The sequence below is a fragment of the Streptomyces sp. NPDC046821 genome (assembly GCF_040645335.1).
Taxonomy (GTDB): domain Bacteria; phylum Actinomycetota; class Actinomycetes; order Streptomycetales; family Streptomycetaceae; genus Streptomyces.
The window spans coordinates 510554-531984 of sequence record NZ_JBEYYB010000001.1 but is presented as its reverse complement, the minus strand read 5'-3'; the positions used below and the strand labels follow the sequence as shown (position 1 = coordinate 531984).

The 21431-nt window shown below is 69.1% G+C and carries 20 protein-coding genes; 13 read left to right on the top strand and 7 right to left on the bottom strand.

The features are described from left to right. Positions 1 to 156: 156 nt before the first annotated feature. Both ABZ893_RS02515 and ABZ893_RS02510 read right to left on the bottom strand, forming a co-directional pair. Positions 157 to 1461, bottom strand: coding sequence for a phospholipase D-like domain-containing protein (locus ABZ893_RS02515; protein ID WP_361395478.1), 1305 nt, complete (start codon positions 1459 to 1461; stop codon positions 157 to 159). A gap of 192 nt (positions 1462 to 1653) precedes the next feature. Further along, the gene (locus tag ABZ893_RS02510) at positions 1654 to 2475 is read right to left on the bottom strand and encodes a carbon-nitrogen hydrolase family protein (RefSeq protein WP_361395476.1); all 822 of its coding nucleotides are present in this window, start codon (positions 2473 to 2475) and stop codon (positions 1654 to 1656) included. A gap of 202 nt (positions 2476 to 2677) precedes the next feature. Between ABZ893_RS02510 and ABZ893_RS02505 the strand changes: the two genes are divergently transcribed. Continuing rightward, positions 2678 to 4117: a cytosine permease gene (locus ABZ893_RS02505; RefSeq protein WP_361395473.1), complete on the top strand. Its 1440-nt coding sequence runs from the start codon at positions 2678 to 2680 to the stop codon at positions 4115 to 4117. 51 nt (positions 4118 to 4168) lie between these two features. Here ABZ893_RS02505 and ABZ893_RS02500 read toward each other — a convergent pair whose 3' ends face one another. The 3 genes from ABZ893_RS02500 to ABZ893_RS02490 all read right to left on the bottom strand — a co-directional run bounded on the left by ABZ893_RS02500 (position 4169) and on the right by ABZ893_RS02490 (position 6221). Continuing rightward, a complete protein-coding gene (locus ABZ893_RS02500; protein ID WP_361395470.1) occupies positions 4169 to 4987 on the bottom strand; it encodes an SAM-dependent methyltransferase in 819 nt (272 codons plus the stop codon). Between the two features lie 119 nt (positions 4988 to 5106). Beyond that, positions 5107 to 5358, bottom strand: a complete 252-nt coding sequence (locus ABZ893_RS02495; protein ID WP_361395467.1) for a DUF397 domain-containing protein — start codon at positions 5356 to 5358, stop codon at positions 5107 to 5109. Then, on the bottom strand, positions 5355 to 6221 hold the full coding sequence (locus ABZ893_RS02490) for a helix-turn-helix transcriptional regulator (protein ID WP_361395464.1): 867 nt from the start codon (positions 6219 to 6221) through the stop codon (positions 5355 to 5357). The genes ABZ893_RS02495 and ABZ893_RS02490 overlap by 4 nt, the downstream gene beginning before the upstream one ends. 299 nt (positions 6222 to 6520) lie before the next feature. On the opposite strand from ABZ893_RS02490, the gene ABZ893_RS02485 reads away from it, so the two are divergent. Beyond that, positions 6521 to 6979 (top strand): ATP-binding protein, encoded by a 459-nt coding sequence (locus tag ABZ893_RS02485; protein WP_361395461.1) that lies wholly within the window; start codon positions 6521 to 6523, stop codon positions 6977 to 6979. Between the two features lie 31 nt (positions 6980 to 7010). Here the strand turns inward: ABZ893_RS02485 and ABZ893_RS02480 are convergent, their stop codons facing one another. After that, the gene (locus tag ABZ893_RS02480; RefSeq protein ID WP_361395458.1) at positions 7011 to 7778 is read right to left on the bottom strand and encodes a polysaccharide deacetylase family protein; all 768 of its coding nucleotides are present in this window, start codon (positions 7776 to 7778) and stop codon (positions 7011 to 7013) included. A gap of 307 nt (positions 7779 to 8085) precedes the next feature. Between ABZ893_RS02480 and ABZ893_RS02475 the strand changes: the two genes are divergently transcribed. After that, positions 8086 to 8919 (top strand): PIG-L family deacetylase, encoded by an 834-nt coding sequence (locus ABZ893_RS02475; protein ID WP_361395455.1) that lies wholly within the window; start codon positions 8086 to 8088, stop codon positions 8917 to 8919. Positions 8920 to 9018: 99 nt separating this feature from the next. Here ABZ893_RS02475 and ABZ893_RS02470 read toward each other — a convergent pair whose 3' ends face one another. Further along, positions 9019 to 9639: a dihydrofolate reductase family protein gene (locus ABZ893_RS02470; protein WP_361395452.1), complete on the bottom strand. Its 621-nt coding sequence runs from the start codon at positions 9637 to 9639 to the stop codon at positions 9019 to 9021. A gap of 615 nt (positions 9640 to 10254) precedes the next feature. Between ABZ893_RS02470 and ABZ893_RS02465 the strand changes: the two genes are divergently transcribed. The 10 genes from ABZ893_RS02465 (at position 10255) to ABZ893_RS02420 (ending at position 21344) form a co-directional block, all read left to right on the top strand. Next, positions 10255 to 11355 carry a sugar phosphate isomerase/epimerase family protein gene (locus tag ABZ893_RS02465; protein ID WP_361395449.1) on the top strand — a complete coding sequence of 367 codons (1101 nt, stop codon included), beginning with the start codon at positions 10255 to 10257 and terminating at the stop codon, positions 11353 to 11355. Between the two features lie 52 nt (positions 11356 to 11407). Next, positions 11408 to 11971: a 2-oxo-4-hydroxy-4-carboxy-5-ureidoimidazoline decarboxylase gene (locus ABZ893_RS02460; RefSeq protein WP_361395446.1), complete on the top strand. Its 564-nt coding sequence runs from the start codon at positions 11408 to 11410 to the stop codon at positions 11969 to 11971. A 73-nt stretch (positions 11972 to 12044) separates the two neighbouring features. After that, entirely contained in the window at positions 12045 to 12554 is a 510-nt protein-coding gene (locus ABZ893_RS02455; RefSeq protein ID WP_361395443.1) for a nucleoside deaminase, read from the top strand. Beyond that, positions 12551 to 13825 carry an amidohydrolase gene (locus tag ABZ893_RS02450; protein ID WP_361395440.1) on the top strand — a complete coding sequence of 425 codons (1275 nt, stop codon included), beginning with the start codon at positions 12551 to 12553 and terminating at the stop codon, positions 13823 to 13825. The genes ABZ893_RS02455 and ABZ893_RS02450 overlap by 4 nt, the downstream gene beginning before the upstream one ends. A gap of 101 nt (positions 13826 to 13926) precedes the next feature. Next, positions 13927 to 14601: a GntR family transcriptional regulator gene (locus ABZ893_RS02445; protein WP_361396079.1), complete on the top strand. Its 675-nt coding sequence runs from the start codon at positions 13927 to 13929 to the stop codon at positions 14599 to 14601. A 46-nt stretch (positions 14602 to 14647) separates the two neighbouring features. Beyond that, a complete protein-coding gene (locus ABZ893_RS02440) occupies positions 14648 to 15103 on the top strand; it encodes a nucleoside deaminase (RefSeq protein ID WP_361395437.1) in 456 nt (151 codons plus the stop codon). A 550-nt stretch (positions 15104 to 15653) separates the two neighbouring features. Continuing rightward, the gene (locus ABZ893_RS02435) at positions 15654 to 17027 is read left to right on the top strand and encodes an MFS transporter (protein ID WP_361395434.1); all 1374 of its coding nucleotides are present in this window, start codon (positions 15654 to 15656) and stop codon (positions 17025 to 17027) included. A 227-nt stretch (positions 17028 to 17254) separates the two neighbouring features. Beyond that, the gene (locus ABZ893_RS02430) at positions 17255 to 17956 is read left to right on the top strand and encodes a hypothetical protein (protein ID WP_361395431.1); all 702 of its coding nucleotides are present in this window, start codon (positions 17255 to 17257) and stop codon (positions 17954 to 17956) included. A gap of 11 nt (positions 17957 to 17967) precedes the next feature. Beyond that, a complete protein-coding gene (locus ABZ893_RS02425; RefSeq protein WP_361395428.1) occupies positions 17968 to 19830 on the top strand; it encodes a DUF4012 domain-containing protein in 1863 nt (620 codons plus the stop codon). Positions 19831 to 20006: 176 nt separating this feature from the next. Next, complete coding sequence (locus ABZ893_RS02420) at positions 20007 to 21344, top strand: glycosyltransferase family 4 protein (RefSeq protein ID WP_361395425.1); 1338 nt, start codon at positions 20007 to 20009, stop codon at positions 21342 to 21344. Positions 21345 to 21431: the final 87 nt, after the last annotated feature.

The window sequence follows — 21431 nt, the reverse complement described above, 5'->3', positions numbered from 1 at the left end:
GGGCAGGACGAGAGGGGGCGGCCCATGGATGCGGCCGTTACCGATCGCGGACAAGTCCCGGAAGGTTCGCGGACAGTTGGGCGGCCCGGCCGCCGACCGCGGCCCGCCGCACCCTCCGACGCGAAGAAGGGCACCCGGCGGCCGCGGTGGGAGTGCCTACTCCTCCACCTGCCGCGGATCGATCGGGATCTCCCGTGTCATGTTCCCGGCGCGCTTCTCGGCGGTCAGCTCTTGCGTCGGCGTCCCGCAGCAGGCGTCGTACTGGTTCTGCCAGTCCGTCATGAACGTGTCGTAGCTGGGTCGGCCGACGAGCTTCAGGTCCGACTCGTCGTTGTGCCAGATGCCGTTGCTCGTCCAGTTCGAGGAGCCGACGAACACGATCCTGGAGTTGGCCACACCCGCGTAACTGCCGCTGACCATCATGTACTTGTCGTGTGTGTAGTGCCGGGCGTTGCCGTTCGCGTCGGTGCCGTGGGTCGTGTCGTGCACGTCGATGTTCGGCCGGTTCTTCAGGTAGCTCTGCACGCTGTCGTCGACCTGGCCGGCAGTGAAGAGAATGTGGATCTTGACGCCCGTCTGTGCCAGGCTCACCAGCTTCTTCGGCAGCTCCAGGTAGTTCTTGTCGCCCGGCGCTCCGTGAGAGGTCCACTGGAACATGGCGATGTTGATCGTGGCCGGCGCCTTGATGTTGTTCAGGAAGTCGACCCAGGTGTCGCTCTTGGAGCGCGCCTTGGGCCACTGGTAGGAGGGCGGGGACAGTTTCCTGGCCGCCGTGGCGCTCGTGGAGTTGTAGTAGTCGGGCGCCAGCGGGCCCGGGCCGTTCACCGCCCCCATCGACATGGCGGTGAAGTAGCGGACGTACGAGTTGTACAGGTCCACATTGCCCTTGACGGTGGCGCTGCTGTTCCAAGCCGTGCTGGCCTGAGCGTTGGTGGGGTTGGCGCTGCTGACGGTCACCGTCCTGTTCGCGTCGGCCCCGCCGCTGAACATGTAGTACTTCGCGTGCAGGGCCGAGCCGCTGAAGTGTGTCAGGCAGGCGCCCGGGCACAGCGCGGCGAAGCTGGAGGCTTGCGGGTCGTTGCCCAGCTCGTCGACCACCGACTGCCAGACAGCGTTGTCACTGTGAGCGTCCATCAGCGCCTTGACGATGACACCGCGCTGGTGCGCGGCGATCAGGGCGTTGGCGAAGTCCGGGCCCGGCTGTGCGCTGCTCATCGAGTACATGGCGACGCGGATGGTCTGTCCGCAGCCGGCGCTGTTGATCGAGTCGATGATCGGGCCCATGACCTCCATCTGGGCGTCCGGGTCCTCCGGGTTGTTGAAGCGCGCGCCGGGGGTGGAGGTGAACGTCCGGGACTCGCAGCTGAGCGGGGGCTTGGCCTTCTTGACTGCGGCCTGCGCCGGCGTCAGCGACAGTCCTGTGACGAACAGCGCGGTCAGTAAGGTGAACGTTCTTTTCATGGGCGGCCTTTCGCCGGCTGTCGATGAGTGAAGAGTCGGGCTGCCGCAAGAGGCCCCGTGTAGGCGATGTCGCGTTCAATGTCGCCTTCACGGAATCTACTACTGTTTCACCGATTGTTCCGATCGTCGCCCGAAGTGGGGGTCGGCTGGGAGGTCCTTTCGTAGCCCAACTCGCCTTATGCAGTGGTCTGTTCAGTAAAGCTCAGGACGCGAATCCGTCCAGAGGGCGGAGCCATGCGCGTCGGCGTCCGCGATCCCGGCGGCCAGGTCGACCGTGCAGGTCACCACGTTCGGCCCGCCCGCGTCGTGGCGGGGTGCCTCGCAGACCACGGTGCCGTCCGGTGCGATCACCCTGCTGCGGCCGAACATGGCGGCGTCGCCCTTGCCGCCGGCCTGGTTGACGGTGATCCACCACTGGCCGTTGGCGAGTGCGTTGGCCGGATGGAGCAGGTCCCACCAGCGCTCCGCGCCCGCCTCGTACGCGGCCGGCATCACGACGACGCGGGCGCCGCGCTCACGCAGCGCCCGCGCGTAGCCGGCGTGGTCACCGTCGAAGCAGGTCGCCATGCCGATCCGGCCGAAGCGATCCGTGTCGACGACGGAGGCCTCGTCACCGGCGGCGAAGACGGCGTCCTCGGCGGTCGGACGGTAGAGATGGGCCTTGCGGTGGCGGCCGATCACGACGCCGTCCGGGTCGTACACCACCGTGGTGTTGTACGTAGCCCCGTCGGCCCGCTCCGGGACCGATCCCGCGAACAGCCAGATCCCGTGCGTGCGCGCGGCCTCCGCGAGCCGGTCGCTGCGCGGCCCGGGGACCGGCTCGGCCGCCGCGGCCACGATCGCGCCGAGCCGCGGGGCGTCGTACCCGCTCGCCCACAGCTCGGGCAGGACCACAAGGTCGGCGCCCCGGCCGGCGGCCTCGGCGATCAGTTCGAGCGCGGTCTCGAGGTTGGTGGCGGGGTCGCCGGGCACGGCGTGCCACTGGACCATCCCGATGGTGACGCGATCCTGCATGAGAGGTGCTCCTTCAGGCGTGGGCGGACGCTCATCACAGGTTCCCGACGAAGCCGATGTCAATGTCCCGGATCATCTGATTTGGCGATGCAGAGCAACGGAAACCGTTGTTGGTCGGAGTCCCGCGTACGGGCCTACCGTGATCGCCATCACGACTGCGGCGCCGGGCGCCGGAGCCGGCTGGCCAGAAGGGACAACTCCCATGCAGCACAAGGCAGTCGATACCACGCACGACGCAGTCGAGACCACGATGGCGGTCGAGAAACGCACGATCGACCACATCCCCGTGACCGAGCGGCACGGGCGCGCCCGCGACCTGTTCACCATCTGGTTCGGCTCCAACATCATGCTGCTCACCGTGGCCACCGGCGTGGTCGCGACGGCCGTCTACGGCCTGCCCGTCTGGGCCGCGCTCATCGCCCTCGTCGTCGGCCACGCCGTCGGCGGCGTGGTGATGGCCCTCCATGCCGCACAGGGTCCGCAGATGGGCGTCCCGCAGATGCTGCAGACGCGCGCGCAGTTCGGCTCGTTCGGCAGCCTGCTCGTCGTCGTCCTCGTGATCTTCATGTACGTAGGCTTCTTCGCCTCGAACATGGTCCTCGGCGGCCAGGCGGTCGCCAGCCTGTTCGGGATCGACGAGACGTTCGCGATCATCCTGATCGGACTGGTCAGCGTCGCCGGCGCGATCGTCGGCTACCGGATGATCCACGCGCTGACCGGCCTGATGAGCCTCGTCTCCGGCGTGGTGATGGTCCTCGCCTTCGTCTGGATGCTCGGCGTCCACCACCTGCCCACCGCCGCGTTGCACACCGACGGCGCCACGCTGGCCGGCTTCATGGGCACGGTCTCGCTGGCCGCGCTCTGGCAGATCGCGTACGCGCCCTACGTCTCCGACTACACCCGCTACATGCCCCGCGACACAGGTGTGCGCCCCGCGTTCTGGGCGACGTACGCCGGCGCGGTGCTCGGCTCGCTCTTCCCGATGATCCTCGGCGCGCTCGTCGGCGCCGCGCTGCCCAAGGCCGACACGGTCGCCGGCCTCCAGGAGCTGACCCACGGCGTCGGCGGTCTCGTCATCGGGGTCTTCGGCATCGGCATCGCGTGCACCAACGCGATGAACCTCTACTGCGGCGCGCTGTCCACCATCACGGTCGGCCAGACGATCTTCCCGAAGTGGGTGCCCGGCGCCTTCGCCCGCGCGGTGGTCTCGTCCGTCCTCTTCCTCGGCGCGGTCGTGATGGCGCTGGCCGGCAAGGACAACTTCCTCGTCAACTTCACCAACTTCATGCTTCTGCTGCTCTGCGTGCTCGTGCCGTGGACCGCCGTCAATCTCGTCGACTACTACGCGCTCAAGCACGGCGAGTACGACATCGACTCGCTGTTCGAGCGGGACGGCGGCCGCTACGGCAAGTTCAACCTGATCGCGGTCGCCTGCTACTTCCTCGGCATCCTCGTCCAGATCCCGTTCCTGAGCACCGCGATGTACACCGGCCCGATGGCCCACAGGCTCGGCGGCGTCGACATCTCCTGGATCGTCGGACTCGCGGTGATCAGCCCGCTCTACCTGTTCCTGATGAAGCGCTTCGCCCGCTTCGCCGGCCACCGCCCTGTGATGGAGGCGGCGACCCAGGGCGTGGCATGACGGCCGGATCGGCAGCTGCCGGCGGTCATGGACCACGCCCCGAAACCTCGGTCAGCGCTTGATACCCACGCCCGCCAGCAGACTGATCTGGGCGTCCGTCGGCTCCGTGCCGTCGGCGGCGGGGCCCTTGGGACGCCAGCGGTGGCAGCAGACGATGCCGGGCTCGATCAGGTCGAGCCCGTCGAAGAAGCGGCTGACATCGGCGTGTGAGCGGAACTGCACCGGAGAACCGGACTTGGTGTAGACCTCCGCGACCTTGTTCCACGTGACGGGGTCGAAGTCGGGCGTGCAGTGGTTCATGGCGAGCGCGCTGCCCGCCGGAAGCGGGTCGAGCAGCCGCTTGACGATGCTGTACGGGTCGTGCGGGTCGGTGATGAAGTGCATCAGCGCGTTGAGGGAGAGGGCGATGGGCTGCTCGAAGTCCAGGACCCCCGAGGCCTCCACGGCACTCATCAGCGAGTCGGGGTCGGTGGCGTCGGCCTCGATGTACGTGGTGCTTCCCTGCACCGTGCTGCGCATGAGGCGTTCGGCGTACTTGAGGACGAGGGGATCGTTGTCGGCGTACACGACGCGGGCCTCGGGGACCACGGACTGGGCGACCTGGTGCAGGTTGGGCTCGGTCGGGATGCCGGTGCCGATGTCGAGCCACTGGCGGATGCCGTGCTCCTCAGCCAGGACACGGGTGGCCCGGTGCATGAACGCCCGGTTCTCGCGGGCGGTCAGGTAGATGCCGGGGTGGGCCTGGGAGGCGACCAGGGCCGCTTCCTTGTCGATCTCGAAATGGTCCTTGCCACCGAGGAAGTAGTCGTACATCCGGGCCGAGTGCGGCCTGCTGGTGTCGAGATCCCGGCCGGGCTGCCTGGTGGTCATGTGCTCCCCTTCGTGCTTCTTGCTGTCGACCGTGCGTGTTTCTGTCGGCCCGCAGGGCAGTAGGCCCGCAGGCCAGGAACGGAGACCGGTGTCGCCGTTCCATCTGCTCGCCGCCGGTTTCACCCGCCGGTCAAGTGATCGGCCAGGCCCTGTTTGACCCCGCGGACGAACGCGGCGATCTCCTCCGGCGCGTAGATCAGCGCCGGACCGGCCGGGTCGGTCGACTGCCGTACGGCCACACGGCCGTCGGCGAGCTGCTTCGTCTCGACGCACTGACCGCCGGTCGGCCCGCTCCAGGGACGCTCCCAGCCCTGCTCCCCGAGATTGCGCGCCGGCATCCCGTTGTAGACGCCCTCGTCGGTGATCGTCATGAGTACTCCTTACGCATACGGTTCAAGAGCGCCCTGCTGACCTCGGACGACGTCATCAGCGCCAGTCGGGAATGCGCCTCGAGATGGGCGACGACGTCCGCGCGCTGGTCCAGGTAGACGGCGGCGGACAGGAGTTCGCTGTAGACGACGTCGGGCAGCTCGGGTTCCTCGAACCGGAAATATGTGAACGGTGCACACGCCCCGACGTGCGCCCCCGCATCGAAGGGCACGATGTCGAGGCTGACATGCGCGAGCTCGGAGACGTCCAGAAGCCGCTCGATCTGCTCACGCATTATTTCGGGGCTGCCCACCTCGCGGTGCAGGACGGCTTCCTCCATGACCACCCACAACGTGGGGGCGTCCTCCCGCTCCAGCAGGCTCTGGCGGCGCAGCCGCAGCTCCACGCGGCGCGCCAGCTCCTCCTCGCTGCCGTTCGGCAGCCCGCCGCGCAGGACGGCACGCGCGTAGCCGGGAGTCTGCAGAAGGCCGGTGACGTACTGGGGTTCATAGGTGCGCAGGGTCTTGGCGTCGGTCTCCAGGCTCACGTAGGCGGTGAACCAGCTGGGCACGACGTCCCGGTAGGAGTGCCACCAGCCGGGCTGGTTGGCCTGTTCGGCGAGGTCGACGAACTCGTCGATCTCCTGGCGGTCCGCGCCGAAGGTCTCCAGGAGCTTCTCCACGTAGAGAGGCTTCAGCGCGACCTCGGCCTTTTCCAGCCGCCGGATCGTCAGGGTTTTTACGCGAAGTGCCTTGGCCGCGTCCTCCAGCGAGGCGCCGGCGCCGAGCCGCATGTCCCGCAGCCGGCGGCCGAGGATCATGCGCAGGACTGTCGGCGCGCTGGTGCCGGAACGGGCCTCACTCACGGCCAACCTCCTGAGGGGTCATCAACATCACCAGTGTGTCAGTGACTTGATGGAGAGGCCAGGGTGATACCGGACTGCTGAAATTATCAGGGAGGCGGTTGCAGCGTGAGTGTGATCACGCGCATAGTTGCTGTGTGAGCGGTCAAGTCTCAGCTCTGACGCAGCATCAGGCCCGGACCGGGTGCGTGATGCTGATGTCGTCGGCCCCCCACCGCAGGGCGCCTGCCTTTCACCGCCCGAGCTGCGGCCCGCATCCCCACACCGCGCCCGCCCCCGCAAGGCACTGAAAGGCGACACCCGTGATTCTGCCCACCCCCTCAGTCCCGGCCTGGGCCCCCGCCATGGCCGCGACGGTGCCTCATCGGGAGTACTGGTTCGGGCTGCCCGCCCTGCGTACCAGCGCGCGATCCGCCCGCGACACCGTGCGTGACCGGCTCCGCGTCTGGGAGGTGCCCGGCGACATATGCTGCGACGCCGTTCTGCTGGTCTCCGAACTGACCACGAACGCCGTACTGCACACCGACAGCGGCCATGTCCTGTGCGGCCTCAGGCTGACCGGCGCGGAGGGACGCCTGCGCATCGAACTCCACGACGGCGGCCGCGCTCCGGTCCGCGCGCCCGAGCACCACGCCGGCCCCGGCGACGAGAACGGACGAGGCCTGCTCCTCGTCCAGCAGCTCGCGGACCGCTGGGGCTCGGAACGCTCGACGCGGGCCGAAGGGAAGGTCGTCTGGGTGGAGTTGACGGCGCACCCTTGAGGTCATGGGGGCGGGCCGAGCCAGGATCGAGTCAGCGCACCGGGAAGCCGAACGTGTAGCCCTGTTCCTTGAGCTGGGGGAGGAGGCGGCGCAGGGCCTCGACGGTCTGGGTGCGGTCGCCGCCCGCGTCGTGGAAGAGGAGCGTCGGGCCGTTGGGCAGTTCCCGTTCGACCGTGGCGACGATGGTGTCCGTGCCCGGGCGCTCGAAGTCCTTGCTGTCCACGTTCCAGCCCAGCGGGCGCATACCCCGGGAAGCGGCGAGCTTGCGGCTGTAGGGGGTGAAGGCTCCGCCGGGTGCCCGGTAGTACATCGGCCGTACGCCGCCGGAGGCCTTGGTGATCATGCGTTCGGCGTCGAGGATCTGCCGGGACTGGTAGGCCTCGGACTTCTTGTCCATGGCGGTGTCGTGCGAGACGGAGTGGTCGCACAGCCGGTGTCCGGCGGCGACGATCTTCTTAACGATGTCCGGGTGCGCCTGGGCCTGCGGGCCGACCATGCAGAACGTGGCCTTCACCCCGTACTCCCGCAGCACGTCGAGGACTTGAGGGGTCCACGTGGGGTCCGGGCCGTCGTCGATGGTGATGTTGATGCCGTGTGCCCCCGCGTCCGAGGAGTGGGCGATGGTCACCTCGGTCGGCTTCACGCTCGGTGCGGCCGGGGCTGACGCCCCCGGTGACGAGTCGTTCGCGGTACCGGCCTGAGCGGTCCACACCGACGCGCCGGTGGCGAGCAACGTCACCCCGAGCGCGACCCCGATCAATTTGCTGTTCCAGCCTCGCCCGTTGCTCCGCCGTGCCATGTCCGTCCCCTCCGCACAGTGCCTCACCGGTTCCCCATGACCGTGAGATCACTGGTCAGGACGAGAGGCGTGGCCGCACGGATGCGTCCGTTACCGATCGCGGACAAGTCCAGGAACGTACGCGGACAAGTACTGGGAGGTACGCGGACAACTGACACTGGCCGAACCTGTGTGCGCGTGCGCGCCGGGAACAGCCGGTCCGGTCGATGCTGTTGCATCGACCGGGGGACGGGCGCCATACGGACGGTGACCGCTGAGACCCTATGGTTGTCCGCCCCGAGACACCTTTTTCTGCAGGAGGACTGTTGTGACCGACCGGCCCTTGACCCTTATGGCAGTGCACGCCCACCCCGACGACGAGGCCACCAGTACCGGAGGGGTGCTGGCGCGATACGCGGCGGAGGGCATCCGCACGGTTCTTGTCACGTGTACCGACGGCGGTTGCGGTGACGGTCCCGGGGGAGTCAAGCCGGGGGAACCCGGGCACGACCCGGCGGCCGTCGCGTTGATGCGCCGTGAAGAACTCCAGGCCAGTTGCGAGGTCCTGAACATCAGCGATCTGGAGATGCTGGACTACGCGGACTCCGGAATGACGGGCTGGCCGAGCAACGACGCTCCCGGATCTTTCTGGCAGACGCCCGTCTCGGAAGGCGCCGCCCGGCTTGCGGACCTCATGCGGCACTACCGGCCCGATGTGGTCGTCACCTATGACGAGAACGGTTTCTACGGTCACCCCGACCACATCCAGGCCCACCGCATCACGATGGCGGCGGTGGAGATGTCCGGACTGACGCCGAAGGTGTACTGGACGACGATGCCCCGCTCGGGGATGCGGCAGTTCGGCGAGATCATGCGCGAGTTCGGTGAGGACATGCCGGAGCCGGATCCCGCCGAGGCTGCGGCGATGGCCGAGATCGGACTCCCCGACGACGAGATCACCACGTGGGTGGACACGATCGAGTACAGCGGCCAGAAGTTCGACTCACTGGCCGCACACGCCAGTCAGGGCGAGAACATCTTCTTCCTCAAGATGGGCAAGGAGCGGTTCGCCGAATTCATGGGCACGGAGACCTTCGTACGCGTCCAGGACACCACCGGCGCGCCCGTACCGGAGAACGATCTCTTCGCCGGGCTGCGCTGATCCGGCTGTGCGGCCAGGGTTGAGCGGCGTGGCCGGACGCGTACCTGGTTCGCCGGCATCGGCGAACCAGGTGGCCCGGAGCGCCGGACGGCCCGAGTGTCAGCCGCGAACCCGGTCATAGATGAGAGCCGTCGCCCCCGAAGGCGCCGTCGTGGGTGTCGTCAGGTTCCATGACGCCCCCGGGATTCCGTCGTCGAAGAGGCGGGTGCCCGTGCCCAGGGTTTCCGGGCAGAGGGTGATGTGGAGGCGGTCGATCTCCTTGGCCTTGAGGAGGTCGGCGATGATTCCGGCGCTGTTGAGGATCACGATGTCGCCGCCGATCGGCTGGGGGCGGAGGCGGGTGATCTCGGCGGCCGGGTCGGGGTCGGAGAGGCGGGAGTTGTTCCAGCTGAGATCGCCGTCGGCGAGCGTCGACGTGCGCACGATCTTGCGTACCTTCTCCAGCCACTGCGCGACCGTCCGGTCGCGGGCGTCGGCGCTGTCGTCCTTCAGGACCGTCGACCAGTGGTGGCCGAACGCCTCGTAGTTCCGGCGTCCCAGGACGACCGCCGTCGCGGTCTTGGGCAGTTCGGCCAGTAGGTCGCGGGACGCGTCGGCGTACTTGTCGGCCCACGCGATGTCGCTCGCGCCGCCGGGACCGTTCACGCGGCCGTCGAGTGACATGGAGATGTGTGCGATGACGTTCCGCTGCGGGGTTCCGGTGTTCGTGTGCGTAGACATGATGGGTTCCCTCTCCATGGCGCGCCCTTGGGGCGAGGTGTGTCCACCGAGGCGTGGACGAGTGGGTGAGTGGATGAGCTGCGTGGCATCCGTGGTGCTGGGCCCCGGCGTCGACTCTGCCGGGCGGCCGGCGGCATGTGCGCCGCGTTCGTCGTGGAGGACGGTTCGGCACCGGGGGCGGAGATGCCGGCCCGGGCCGTCGATGGCGTCAACGTAGGTCGGGATTCGCCGGCACGTCACTGTCAACTGATGCCGACGACCGCTGCCCCGCGCTTGGCAGCGGGTGCCAGAAGGGGGCGGAAAGCCCACGTCAGAGGGCCCGGCCCCGTGCTGCGGCTTGCCTGAAGGGCCCGAAATTCCCTTTGTGCACCAGGGGTTGACAGCCCCTTAGGCGGCGGATGGTATACAGGATGCCGAGCAGATATTCCGGGCCGGACTCCCCTCCGCAGAGCTCGACGGGGGAGTGCCGCCCGCCTGCCGGCACCAGGCACCAGGCATCACGCACCAGGCACCTACGCCGGCTCGACGGCTTTGCTTCATCCGACCTCGGCAGAACCACCCGGACGTGACGTCCGGTTCGACTGCATCCCCAGCGCGGAGAACGAGGAGATCGCCATGACGTCATCGGGACAATCGCTGCGTATCGGTGTGGACGGCAAAAAGATCCCCGAAGCCGAGAAACGCGGCACGATCGGCACCCTTCAGCACGCCCGCGAGCTCGGCATGGAAGGTGTCTTCTTCCGCACCGTGCTCGACATGAGCCCCACGCTTGACCTGGGGGAACTCCGGGACATCCGGGCCTGCGCGGACGACCTCGGCATGTACCTGGAGACCGGTCTGGGCAAGGCGAACCCCTATGCCCTCGCCGAGACCCCGGAGGTGCGCGCCATCGGGGACGGGGACACCCTCCTCGGATTCCGCCGCATGATGGAGGCATGTGCGCAGATCAGCTGTACGGAGCTGTGGTCGGCCACCGCCAACCTGAAGTCGGCCTACAGAGGCCGCCTTTCGATCGACCGCTTCCGCACCGACGTCAGCTGGCAGGAGCAACTCCGTTCCACGGAAGCCTTCTTGACGCGACTCCGCCCGATAGCGCTTGACCTGGGCGTACACATCAACCTGGAGACGCACGAGGAGATCACCACCTTCGAACTCGTACGGCTCGTGGAGGCGGTCGGACCGGACGCCATCGGGATCGTCTTCGACACGGCGAACGTGCTGATCCGCGTCGAACACCCCGTCATGGCGGCCCGGCGCGTGGCCCCCTACGTCCGGCAGACCCACATGAAGGACGCGCACGTCGCCCATGGCGAGGGCGGCCTCTGCTACCAGATGCGGCCCTTCGGGAACGGTGTGATGCCGTTCGACGAGATCCTTCCGATCCTCGCCGAGGCGAACCCCGCGATGAACCTCACCATCGAGAACGCCGAATCGGCCGACGACTTCCCGCGTCGGCCCGGCCCCGCCCTCATCGAGGTATACGACCGTGAATTCCTCGCCGGACACCCGGATCTGGGTGTCGAGGAGCTGGCCGCGTACCTGGAGATGGTGCACGCCTACGAGCAGCGCATCGCCAGCGGTGAAGTGCCCGACATCGAGGAGTACGCGGCCCGCCCGTTCGGATACACGCAAGCGGTGCAGTTCATCACCGACAGTGCCGACCACCTGCGGGCCGCGTGCGCCCGGACCGGCCTGGCCGTCGCCCCGCCGCGCTGAACGACGTCGCAGCCACAAAAAACAACACCATCCGTAACCATCGAGAGGGGACATGGTGACAACCAGACCGTCCGTCCAGGCACCTGCGAGCAACGGGCTCGACCTCTTCAACCAGATGGAACGTGACCGCGCGGCCACCTACCTCCGCCGGTCGTGCGGGGTGAACGTACCCACGTGGGGTCTGCGGACCGTGGAGCAGAGGCCCTTCGGCAACGTGGCCGACCTGGTGGCGTCGGCCGAGGACGAGGTCGAGCGCCTCACCGAGGAGCAGATCGCCGCGTCGCACCACGGCCTCGCGCGACTCGGTGCGCCCAAGTCGGGGTCGGACCCCGAGACCCGGTGGTCCAGCACCGAGTCCCAGGGCATCGACCGCAACGCGGAGTTCCTGCGTGACCTCGACGCCGCCCACGACGCCTACGAAGCCCGGTTCGGCCACGTGTTCCTCATCAGCGCCACCGGACTGTCCGGCGACGAGATCCTGCGGGCCCTGCGCGAGCGGACCGGCAACGACCGGGCCACCGAGACCCGCGTGATCAAGGAAGAGCTGGCGAAGTTCCTGGCCATACGCATCCCCAAGGTCCTGCACGAACTCGCCGAACCCGGCCGCTCGCGATGACACATGTGACCGCCACCGCCCCGACGCCGCCTCGTTGGGCACGGTCGGACGACACAAGACGAGGAGGCCGGTCATGGACTGGGTGTCACTGAGTCACCTGCGCCGGTGCGTGGAACTCGCACGCGAGTCGCTGGAGGCAGGGGACGAGCCCTTCGGGTCCGTTCTCGTCGACGGGGACGGCAAGGTTCTCGCCGAGGACCGCAACAGGTCGTCCAGCGGCGACCCCACCCGGCACCCCGAGTTCGCACTCGCCCGATGGGCCGCCGAGCGGCTCACTCCGGAGGAGCGCGCCCGGGCCACGGTCTACACGTCGAGCGAGCACTGCGCCATGTGTGCCGCCGCCCACGGATGGGTCGGCCTGGGACGCATCGTGTACGCGAGCTCGACCGACCAACTCACCCGATGGTTCACGGAGATGGGCTTCGGGGCGGCCCCGGTGGCACCGCTCTCCGTGCCGGCCGTCGCACCACAGGTCCGCGTCGAGGGGCCGGTCGACGAACTGGCCGTCCAGGTACGCCAGTTGATCCGGACCTTCCACGGCAAGGACCAGGACACGTCCGAAGAGGAGCGGAAAGTTTCATGAGTGCTGAAGAGAACCCGGGCGTAGCTGAAGAGAACCCGGGCGCAACCGACGTCACCCTGATCCGCAACGTACGGCCATGGGGCGGCGAACCGTCCGACATCCACATCGCCGACGGCCGCATCACTCGCATCACCCGCATCGAGCCGAGCACCGCGACGCCGCCGCACGAACCCGCCTCCGAACCGGCCGTCAGCGGCACGGGAGAGGTGGACGGTCGAGGCCTGCTGGCGCTCCCGGGCCTGGTGAACGTACACGCACACGTCGACAAGACCTGGTGGGGCGGACCCTGGGTCAGCTATCAGGGCGACCCCAGCACTCCCGGCCGTATCGCCTACGAGCGTGAGCACCGGGACGCGCTGGGAATCCCGGGTGTGGAGTTCACGGCGGCGTCGCTACGTGAATTCGTACGGCACGGCACGACGGCACTGCGCACCCATGTCGACGTCGATCTCGGTCTCGGACTCCGGGGTATCGAGGTGGTGCGCGAGGCGCTGGACGGGCTCGGGGGTGCCATCGAGGCGCAGATCGTCGCCTTTCCCCAGGACGGGGTGCTGCGCCGGCCCGGTGTCGTCGAGCTGCTGGAGAAGGCCGCGAAGGCGGGGGCCCACTACATCGGAGGGCTCGACCCCGCGACGATCGACCGCGATCCCGCCGGGCAGCTCGACGCTGTCTTCGCCGTGGCGGAGCGGCACGGCGTCGGGGTGGACGTGCACCTGCACGATGGCGGTGAACTGGGCGCGTTCCAGATCGAGTTGATCGTCGAGCGGACGCTGCGCGCCGGTCTGCAGGGCAAGGTCACCGTCGCGCACGGGTTCGCCGTGGGGCAGGTCCCGCCCGGCCGCCAGCAGGAACTGGTCGCCGCCATGGGCGAGGCGGGCGTCACGATGTCGACCGTCGCGCCCCTGGAGCCGCCACCGCTGCCCATCGCGGCGCTGAAGGAGGCGGGCGTCGTCGTCGGCCTCGGCACCGACGGGGTGCGCGACCTGTGGACGCCGTACGGCACCGGTGATCTGCTGGCCGTCGCCACGACCATGGCGCGGCTCTCGCGCCGGCGGGACGACGGCGGTCTCGAGGCCGTGGCGAGGATGGCCACGTCCGACGCGGCAGGTCTGGTCGGCCGCGACGTGCACGACCTCGTCGCCGGGGCGCGGGCAGACGTGGTGCTGGTCGACGCCGAGAACATTCCCGACACGGTGACGCGGGCGCCCGAACGTGCTCTCGTGGTCTCGGGAGGCAGGGTCGTCGCTCACCAGGGCGAGGTCCTGGTCTGAAGCACCGGCCGCCGGGGTAACTCCGTCTCCTGGCAACGCGTTCGTGGCGAAGGCGCCCCGTACGTTCGGAACTCCACCTAAGGAGGGCTTCGGTGGTCGACATGCCACTCGGTGCCGTACATCAGCCCCTTCGGGACCAGATCCGGGACGAGCTGAGGCGGCGCATCACGGCCGGCACGCTGAAGCCGGGGGACCGCCTCGTCGAGCGGGAGATCGCCGAGGAGCTCGCGGTGTCGCGGATCCCCGTCCGCGAGGCGATCCGGATGCTCGAGACCGAGGGCTTCGTGGCGGCCGTCGCGCGACGCGGGGCCATGGTGCGCGAGTTCACCCGCGAGGAAGTGGGCCACCTCTTCGACATCCGCGCGGCACTCGAACCGCTCACGTGCCGCAGAGCCGCCGAGAACGCCACTCCGGACGGCGTCCGGCGGCTGCGGGCGAGCCTGGAGCGCGCCAAGCGGGCGATCGGGGGAGACGACGGGACGGAGGCCGGCCCCGCCAACGAGAGTTTCCACGACCTCCTGGTGCTGCTCTCGGGGAACGAGACCCTCAAGGGGATACTCGACCCCCTCCAGGGCCGTCTGCACTGGCAACTGCGGCAGTACAACGACCCGGTGCAGATCTGGGACGAGCACCACGCCATGTGCCTGGCGATCGAGGCCCGCGACCCCGAGGCGGCGGCCGCGGCGGCTTTCGATCATGTGGAGAAAAACCAGGCCCGCGCACTGCACGTACTCTTCGGAGCGAGAACGGACGTTCAGGCCCTGCGGCTTGAATGATTCGGCCCTCTTCGGGTCCTATGTCAGTTTCTACACAAGGAGAATCATGTCTGGAGCCAGCCCGCTCATCACGCCCGAGCACATGCGGGGCGCTCTCGAGCAGGCCGCCGTCGCCCGCGACGCCGGCGACCACCCGTACGGGTCGGTCCTGGTGGGCCCGCGCGGTGTGATCGCCGAGCGCAACCGCGTGGTGAGCGACGCCGACCCGACGGCCCACTCGGAGGTCATGGCCATCCGCGCCGGCGCCAAGGAGTGGGGCCTCGACCTCTCGGAGGCCACCCTGGTGACCTCGTTCGAGCCGTGTCCGCTCTGCTGCGGCGCGATAGTCGAGGCCGGGATCCGCCGGGTGGTCGTCGGAGTGCGCCGCACCGTCGGTGAGGCGCCGCTGGGCGACTACACCATGGAGGGGCTGATGGCGATGCTGAACCGCAAGGACGACCTCGAGGTCGTCTCGGGTCTGCTCGCCGACGAGTGCGTCGCCTTCTACGCCGACAACGCGTAGTCCCGCGGGGCGTCAGCCCTTTGAACCTCAGTCCCTCGGCCGGTCGCGTACCGCACAGCGCGAACCGTGTCCGGTGAAGCAGTTCGCCGGACGAGCCACGGGGGGACGGGGCGGCGGGTGGTGGGCCCCTCTTCGGGACCTCCCCCCACCACCGCCACACGCACGACACTGCCGGTGCAGCAGATCCAGGTCCGGTAGCAGCAACATGCTTTTCTCTCACGGAAGTTGAGCGCAGGCAGTTGAGCGCAGGCCTTCCGTCCTGACTCACTCCGTACCCTCGCCGGCGAGCGCCGATCGCCCATCGCCGCGACGGCCTTCCGCTCCATGGTCACGCCGGACCGCGCAGGCATTCCGCCGCGGTGCCGGTCGCCCCAGGTGGCCCCACGACGCCTTCTCTCGCCGGGTGTTCTCACAACACCCGTTGCCCGCACTTCTGTGTATCCCGTGTCATCGCCCGGGCGCTTCGCCCTGCCGTCATGACATCAGGCACCCCTCGTCGCAGCCGACGTGGTGCATCGCATTGCAGAGCACAGGAAGGAGCTCGACCATCATGGAAGAACGTGTGGAGTCGGCCGATCCCTCGGGATCCGCAGAGAAGACCGTCGAACCCGGCTCGCCCAAGCGCAGGTTCCCGGAATTCCCGCCCTTCACCAGAGGGCAGAAGATGTACACCGCGTCCGTGGCGTTCATCGCGTGGAGCCTGGCGGTGTACGACATCGTCTCCTTCGGCAACATGCTGCCCGCCATCCAGGACGAGTTCGGCTGGTCGACGGAGACCGCCTCCTATGTCGCGACACTCGTCTCGATCGGCTCGCTCGGAGTCGCGTTCGTCGTAGGGCCGTTGATCGACTTCCTGGGGCGCCGCATCGCGCTGTTCGTGACGACGGCCGGCGCCGCGCTGAGCTCGGGCCTTGCGGCTCTGGCGCTCGGGCCGATCTCACTGATCCTCTACCGCTCCCTCTCCGGGTTCGGCCAGTCCGAGCAGGCGGTCAACGCCGCATATCTCAACGAGGTGTTCAGCGCCAAGCGGCGTGGCTTCTTCACGGCGCTGGTGCAGGCGGGCTGGCCCGTCGGCGTCATGATCTCCGCCGCGATGGCCCTGTCCTTCGAGTCGTCGATCGGCTGGCGAGGTGTCTTCCTGCTCGGCTCGTTCCCGCTGATACTCATCCTCGTCCTGCGGATCTGGCTGAAGGAGTCCCCCTTCTTCCTCAAGGTCAAGTACGTGCGCCAGCTCAAGGCCAAGGGTGACACCGAGGGCGCCGACGAGGCCGCCCGGCACTACGGCCTCGACATGTGCGACGACCGGAAGAACACCTACGCGGCGCTGTTCACGCCCCAACTGCGCAGACACACCATCGCCGTCGGCATCGTGTTCTTCCTCAAGGCCGTCTCCGACTCGCAGTTGGCCAACCTGGCGACCACGGTCCTGGTCAAGGGCAAGGGAATCGCACTCGACTCCGCGCTGTGGACGGTGTTCGCCGCCAACATCTTCGCGTTCGTGAGCTTCCTGATCTTCGGATGGGTCGGCGACCGCATCGGACGACGTGAGACAGGCATCGCGTGCCAGATCCTCGCGGCGCTGCCGGCGGGCTATCTGCTCTTCTGGGCGGACAACCTCGTCACCGTGATGATCTCGTACTCGCTGATGCTGTTCTTCACGCAGGGCACGGCGGCGACGCTGTACGCCTACATGAGTGAGTCCTACCCGACGCGCATCCGCGGCACGGCGGTGGCGTACGCGGCGATCGCCGGCCCCATCGGCTTCATCGTCGGCCCGCTGCTGTACGCCGTACTGCAGAGCGCCGGTTTCAACCCGGCGCAGGCAGCGCTCTCGGCCATCGGCGCGAGCCTTGCCTCCGGGGTGGTGCTGCTGGCGGCCAAGCGGGTTCCGCCGCGTCAGGATCTGATCAGCGTGGCGCACTGAGCGGCGCGGGAGTTTTTTGGGGGCGAGGGGCGGCGGCCGTACCGGCGCCGCCCCCTGGCCGTTCCGGGCAGACGGGTGGCGGTGTTCCATTCGCGCCACACCATCCGGTGAGACGCGCACGCCGGAGTGTTAGTCGTACCGCTGGTGTCCCAATCATTCCACTATCAAGGCCTTTGGTGCAGCTCGTAGCGCACAGGTCTACTCAGTTCGAGGAGAGTGGAAGAAAGATGACGACATCGCCCAGGTGGCGGTCTGTCGCGGCCTCGGCCGCCGCTGCCGCCGCGCTCTTCACAGCGTCGCTCGCCGGCGCCGGGACCGCGTACGCAATGGACAAGCCGAAACCGTGCCCGACGAAGCCGCCGTACCCCCCGAAGCCGCCGCACGGCTACGGGGACGACAACGAGAAGGGTTACGGGGGTAGCGACGACAAGGGCTACGGGGACGACAACGAGAAGGGTTACGGGGGTAGCGACGACAAGGGCTACGGGGACGACAACGAGAAGGGCTACGGAGAGGGCCAGGAGAAGGGCTACGGCGAGGACTGCGACAACGACCACGGCAAGGACCACGGTCACGGCAAGGACCACGGCAAGGACCACGGCAAGGACCACGGTCACGGCAAGGACGACGACCACGGTCGCGACAACGGCTACGGGGGCGGCAAGGACGACGACAACGGCTCCGGAGGTGACCACGGCAAGGGCGACGACAACGGCTCCGGAGGCCACGAGAAGGGCGACGACAACGGCAACAGCTCCGGAGAGGGCCACGACAAGGGCCACGACAAGGGCAACGACAAGGGTTCGGGGCACCTCGCCAACACCGGTGACGACAACAAGAAGGAGATCATCCTCGGCAGTGCGGCGGCCGGTCTGATCGCCCTCGGCGTCGGCTCCGTGCTGGTTGTACGCCGCCGCAGCAACTCATGACCTTTCCCAAGGTGCGTGTGCCCTTCCGCGGGCGTCCCGGGCGAGCCCGGGACGCCCGCCGGGCAGAACGGCGCGTCTCCCGGCCCCTGGTCAGGAGCGCTCTGCTGGCCGCCGTCGCCGTTCCGGCGGCGGCGGCGGCCGCCTGGATCGGCGTCACCGGCGTGATGGCCCGCTCCGAGCTCCTCGCAGCCCAGGACAATCTCCAGGAGCTCCGGGAGTCGGTCGCGACCATGGACAAGCCGAGCGCCACGACGGGCGTCGCCGCAGGGGCCCCGGCACAGTCCGGACAGGAGTGGCTGGCCCGTTCCGCGGCCCGGCACGCCGCCCGCGCACACGACCTCACCACCGGACCTGCCTGGTACACGGCAGCCCAACTACCCTTCCTCGGCGGCCCGTTGGAGACGACGCGCGGCCTCGCGAAGGCCTCGGACAGACTGGCGGGCTCCGTGGTGTCACCGCTGGCGCGCGCTCTCCCGCAACTGGAGGCGAGTGCCAAGGCGGGCGGCATCCCGCGCGTCCTCAAGGGACTCGAGAGCGAGGCACCCGCGTTCGCCCGTGCGGCGCGAGCCGCGGCCGACGTGCAGGACGACACCCGCGGCCTGCCCCGCTCCACCTGGCTGCCGGCCGTGGACCGTGTCCGCGGACAGTTGTCGGACCAGCTCGACCGGCTCGTCCCGCAGGCACGCGACGCCGCCGTCGCGGCCCGCGTGGTGCCGTCGATGCTCGGCTCGCACGGGCCCCGGCGCTACTTCCTCGCCTTCCAGAACACGGCCGAGGCACGCGGCACCGGCGGCCTCCCCGGAGCCTTCGCCGTGCTGCGCGCCGACCGGGGCCGTATCTCCTTCGAGCATTTCGGCAACAACACGGAGATGGACGGCGCCCGTGCCGACGTGGACCTCGGATCCGAGTTCGCCACCGAGTACGGGAACAACCAGCCCGAAAGCTCCTGGGCCAACTCCAACATGAGCCCGCACTTCCCGAACGCGGCCCGTATCTGGACGTCGGCTTGGCAGAACCGCAGCGGCCGGCGTCTGGACGGTGCGATCGCCATCGACCCCGGTGCGCTCGGCCTGCTGCTCCGCGCCACCGGCCCGGCCCGGATGCCCGACGGCACCGAACTCACCGGGGACAACGTCGTGGACATCACCCAGCGTGCCGCCTACGCGAAGTACGACGACATCGCCCAGCGCAAGGCGTACTTCGTGGACACCGCGCGCGCCGCCGCCGGACGCCTCATGACGGCGGCGGACGACCCGCGCATGATCCCCCCGCTGCTGAAAGCCGTGCGCCAAGTGCAGGGAGAGGGCCGTCTCCAGGTGTGGAGCGCGCACCCGGACGAGCAGGGGCAGCTCGCCTCGCGGCCGTTCTCGGGCGTGCTCCCGGAGGGTCCGGGGCCCTTCGCCGGGCTGGTCGTGAACAACGCGGCCGGCACCAAGCTGGACTACTACCTTGACCGCAGCCTCGTCTGGGCGCCGGGCGCCTGCACGGACCGCGGGCGTTCGGTCACGGCGACCATGACCCTGACCAACCGGGCACCGGTCTCGGGCCTGCCCGAGTACGTCACCCAGCGCGCCGACCTCCCGACGTACCGGACGCGGCCCGGCGACAACCGGCTCATCGTGTCCTACTACGCGGGCAAGGGAGCGCGGCTGACCGGTGCCACGCTGGACGGCCGCCCGGTCCGCATGATCCCCGGCACCGAACGCGGTCACCCGGTCTACACGCTCGACCTGGAGCTTCCCCGGCAGTCCAGCCGCAAGCTCGTGCTGCATCTCGACGAACCCGGGGCCGACCGCGCCCCGACGATTCTGCGGCAGGCCCTGGTGACGCCGCTTCAGGTGACGGTGAAGCCCGCGACTCCGTGCGTGGTCTGAGCCGGGGGCTGATCGAGGGAAGGGGTTCGCAACGCGACATCAGGCGCGGTCACGTCACGAAATCCACCCCTACGCTCAGCCCCTGGATCAGGCGCCGGGACCACCGGCCTCGTCACGTTCTCGCCCCCACGCGCCGCCGCCCCGAGGGGATCCCCACGGCGGACGGAGAGGAATTCATGCGCGCATTGCATATCGTGCTCGTTGCGTACGGCTGCGATCCGACCCGCGGCAGCGAACCGGCCGTCGGGTGGTCGTGGGCCGAGACGCTCGCGCGACGCGGGCACACCGTCGAAGTGCTGACCCACCCCGACCGCGACAACGCGGAGCACATCAAGCGCCGCGTGGCCGAACTGGGCGAGGTGGGCGCCCGGATCAGGCCGCACATCATCCCCGTACCGGACGACCCCTCGTGGGTCGGCGTGCTGCCGAACCGTCTGGGCCAGATGGCCAAGGAGATCCTCAGTTACGACGCCTGGCAGCTCCGGGCCCTGGCCTACGCGCGCCGACGTGGCTTCGACCGCGCCGACCTCGTGCACCACGTGTCCTACGGATCCCTGCAAGGCGGCTCCGCGTTGCGCAGGCTGGGACCGCCCTTGGTGTTCGGCCCCGTCGGCGGCGGCCAGACCGCACCGCACAGCCACCGGCGTTACCTGGACACGTACTGGCAGGAAGCGCTGCGCACCGTGCTGTGGGCTCGCTGCTACAGCCGCCGGCCGTCGTGCCGTACGACGCTGCGCGAGGCGGCGGCGGTGTTCGTCACCAACCGCGACACGCAGCAGGCGGCACGCCGGCTCGGACGGACTGACGCCCGGCTGATGCTGGCCGAGGGCATCAAGGAGTCCGTGATCCGCGAGACGCCGGAGGACGAGAGCGCCCGGGCCGATCGCCCGCCGACCGTTCTGTGGGTCGGCGGGCTGATCCCGCGCAAGTCTCCCGAGCTGGCGCTGCGCGCGTTCGCGCGACTGCGGTCGGACGTCCCGCAGGCGCGCCTCGTCGTCCTCGGGCAAGGACCTCTGCGGCCCGCCCTGGAACAGCTCGCGCTGAGCCTGGGTGTGAGCGGGGCCGTCGAATTCCGTGGCGAGATCCCCTGGGAGGAGGTGCTCACGGCTTACGACACCGCCGACGCGCTTCTCATGACCAGCCTGCGGGACTCCTCCGGTATGCAGGCCCTGGAGTCATGGGCGAGGGGCCTGCCGGTCGTGCATCTCGGTCACCACGGGATCAGTGACTTCTCGGCGCCGGGCGGCTCGATCTCCGTGCCCCTGGGCGACCCGGCCGACCTGCCCCAACGCCTCGCGCACGCGCTCGGCGCCCTGATCGACGACCAGCAGACGCGCCGGGGTATGGGCAGGGCGGCGGTGGCCTGGGCACGGAAGCACACGTGGACGGCGAAGGCGGAGACCGCCGAAGAGGTCTACCGCGCGGTCCTGCCCGCAGGAAGGACGCCCGCCGCCGCCTCGGCGGACGATGACGACCGTCCCGGCCGGGACCAAGTGGGCGCTCTGGCACGGTAGTTGTAACGGTTCCTGAGGCATCCGCCGGACCGACGCGGGCGCGCGACACAGCGTCCGCGTCGGTCCGGCTTATCTCTGTCTTCCAAC

Excerpts from the sequence above, each read along its gene's own strand:
- ABZ893_RS02505 (WP_361395473.1), top strand. The coding sequence starts at position 2,678 with ATGCAGCACAAGGCAGTCGATACCACGCACGACGCAGTCGAGACCACG.
- ABZ893_RS02465 (WP_361395449.1), top strand. The coding sequence starts at position 10,255 with ATGACGTCATCGGGACAATCGCTGCGTATCGGTGTGGACGGCAAAAAG.
- ABZ893_RS02430 (WP_361395431.1), top strand. The coding sequence starts at position 17,255 with ATGACGACATCGCCCAGGTGGCGGTCTGTCGCGGCCTCGGCCGCCGCT.
- ABZ893_RS02445 (WP_361396079.1), top strand. The coding sequence starts at position 13,927 with ATGCCACTCGGTGCCGTACATCAGCCCCTTCGGGACCAGATCCGGGAC.
- ABZ893_RS02470 (WP_361395452.1), bottom strand. The coding sequence starts at position 9,639 with ATGTCTACGCACACGAACACCGGAACCCCGCAGCGGAACGTCATCGCA.
- ABZ893_RS02455 (WP_361395443.1), top strand. The coding sequence starts at position 12,045 with ATGGACTGGGTGTCACTGAGTCACCTGCGCCGGTGCGTGGAACTCGCA.
- ABZ893_RS02515 (WP_361395478.1), bottom strand. The coding sequence starts at position 1,461 with ATGAAAAGAACGTTCACCTTACTGACCGCGCTGTTCGTCACAGGACTG.
- ABZ893_RS02510 (WP_361395476.1), bottom strand. The coding sequence starts at position 2,475 with ATGCAGGATCGCGTCACCATCGGGATGGTCCAGTGGCACGCCGTGCCC.
- ABZ893_RS02500 (WP_361395470.1), bottom strand. The coding sequence starts at position 4,987 with ATGACCACCAGGCAGCCCGGCCGGGATCTCGACACCAGCAGGCCGCAC.
- ABZ893_RS02440 (WP_361395437.1), top strand. The coding sequence starts at position 14,648 with ATGTCTGGAGCCAGCCCGCTCATCACGCCCGAGCACATGCGGGGCGCT.
- ABZ893_RS02435 (WP_361395434.1), top strand. The coding sequence starts at position 15,654 with ATGGAAGAACGTGTGGAGTCGGCCGATCCCTCGGGATCCGCAGAGAAG.
- ABZ893_RS02480 (WP_361395458.1), bottom strand. The coding sequence starts at position 7,778 with ATGGCACGGCGGAGCAACGGGCGAGGCTGGAACAGCAAATTGATCGGG.
- ABZ893_RS02420 (WP_361395425.1), top strand. The coding sequence starts at position 20,007 with ATGCGCGCATTGCATATCGTGCTCGTTGCGTACGGCTGCGATCCGACC.
- ABZ893_RS02495 (WP_361395467.1), bottom strand. The coding sequence starts at position 5,358 with ATGACGATCACCGACGAGGGCGTCTACAACGGGATGCCGGCGCGCAAT.
- ABZ893_RS02450 (WP_361395440.1), top strand. The coding sequence starts at position 12,551 with ATGAGTGCTGAAGAGAACCCGGGCGTAGCTGAAGAGAACCCGGGCGCA.
- ABZ893_RS02460 (WP_361395446.1), top strand. The coding sequence starts at position 11,408 with ATGGTGACAACCAGACCGTCCGTCCAGGCACCTGCGAGCAACGGGCTC.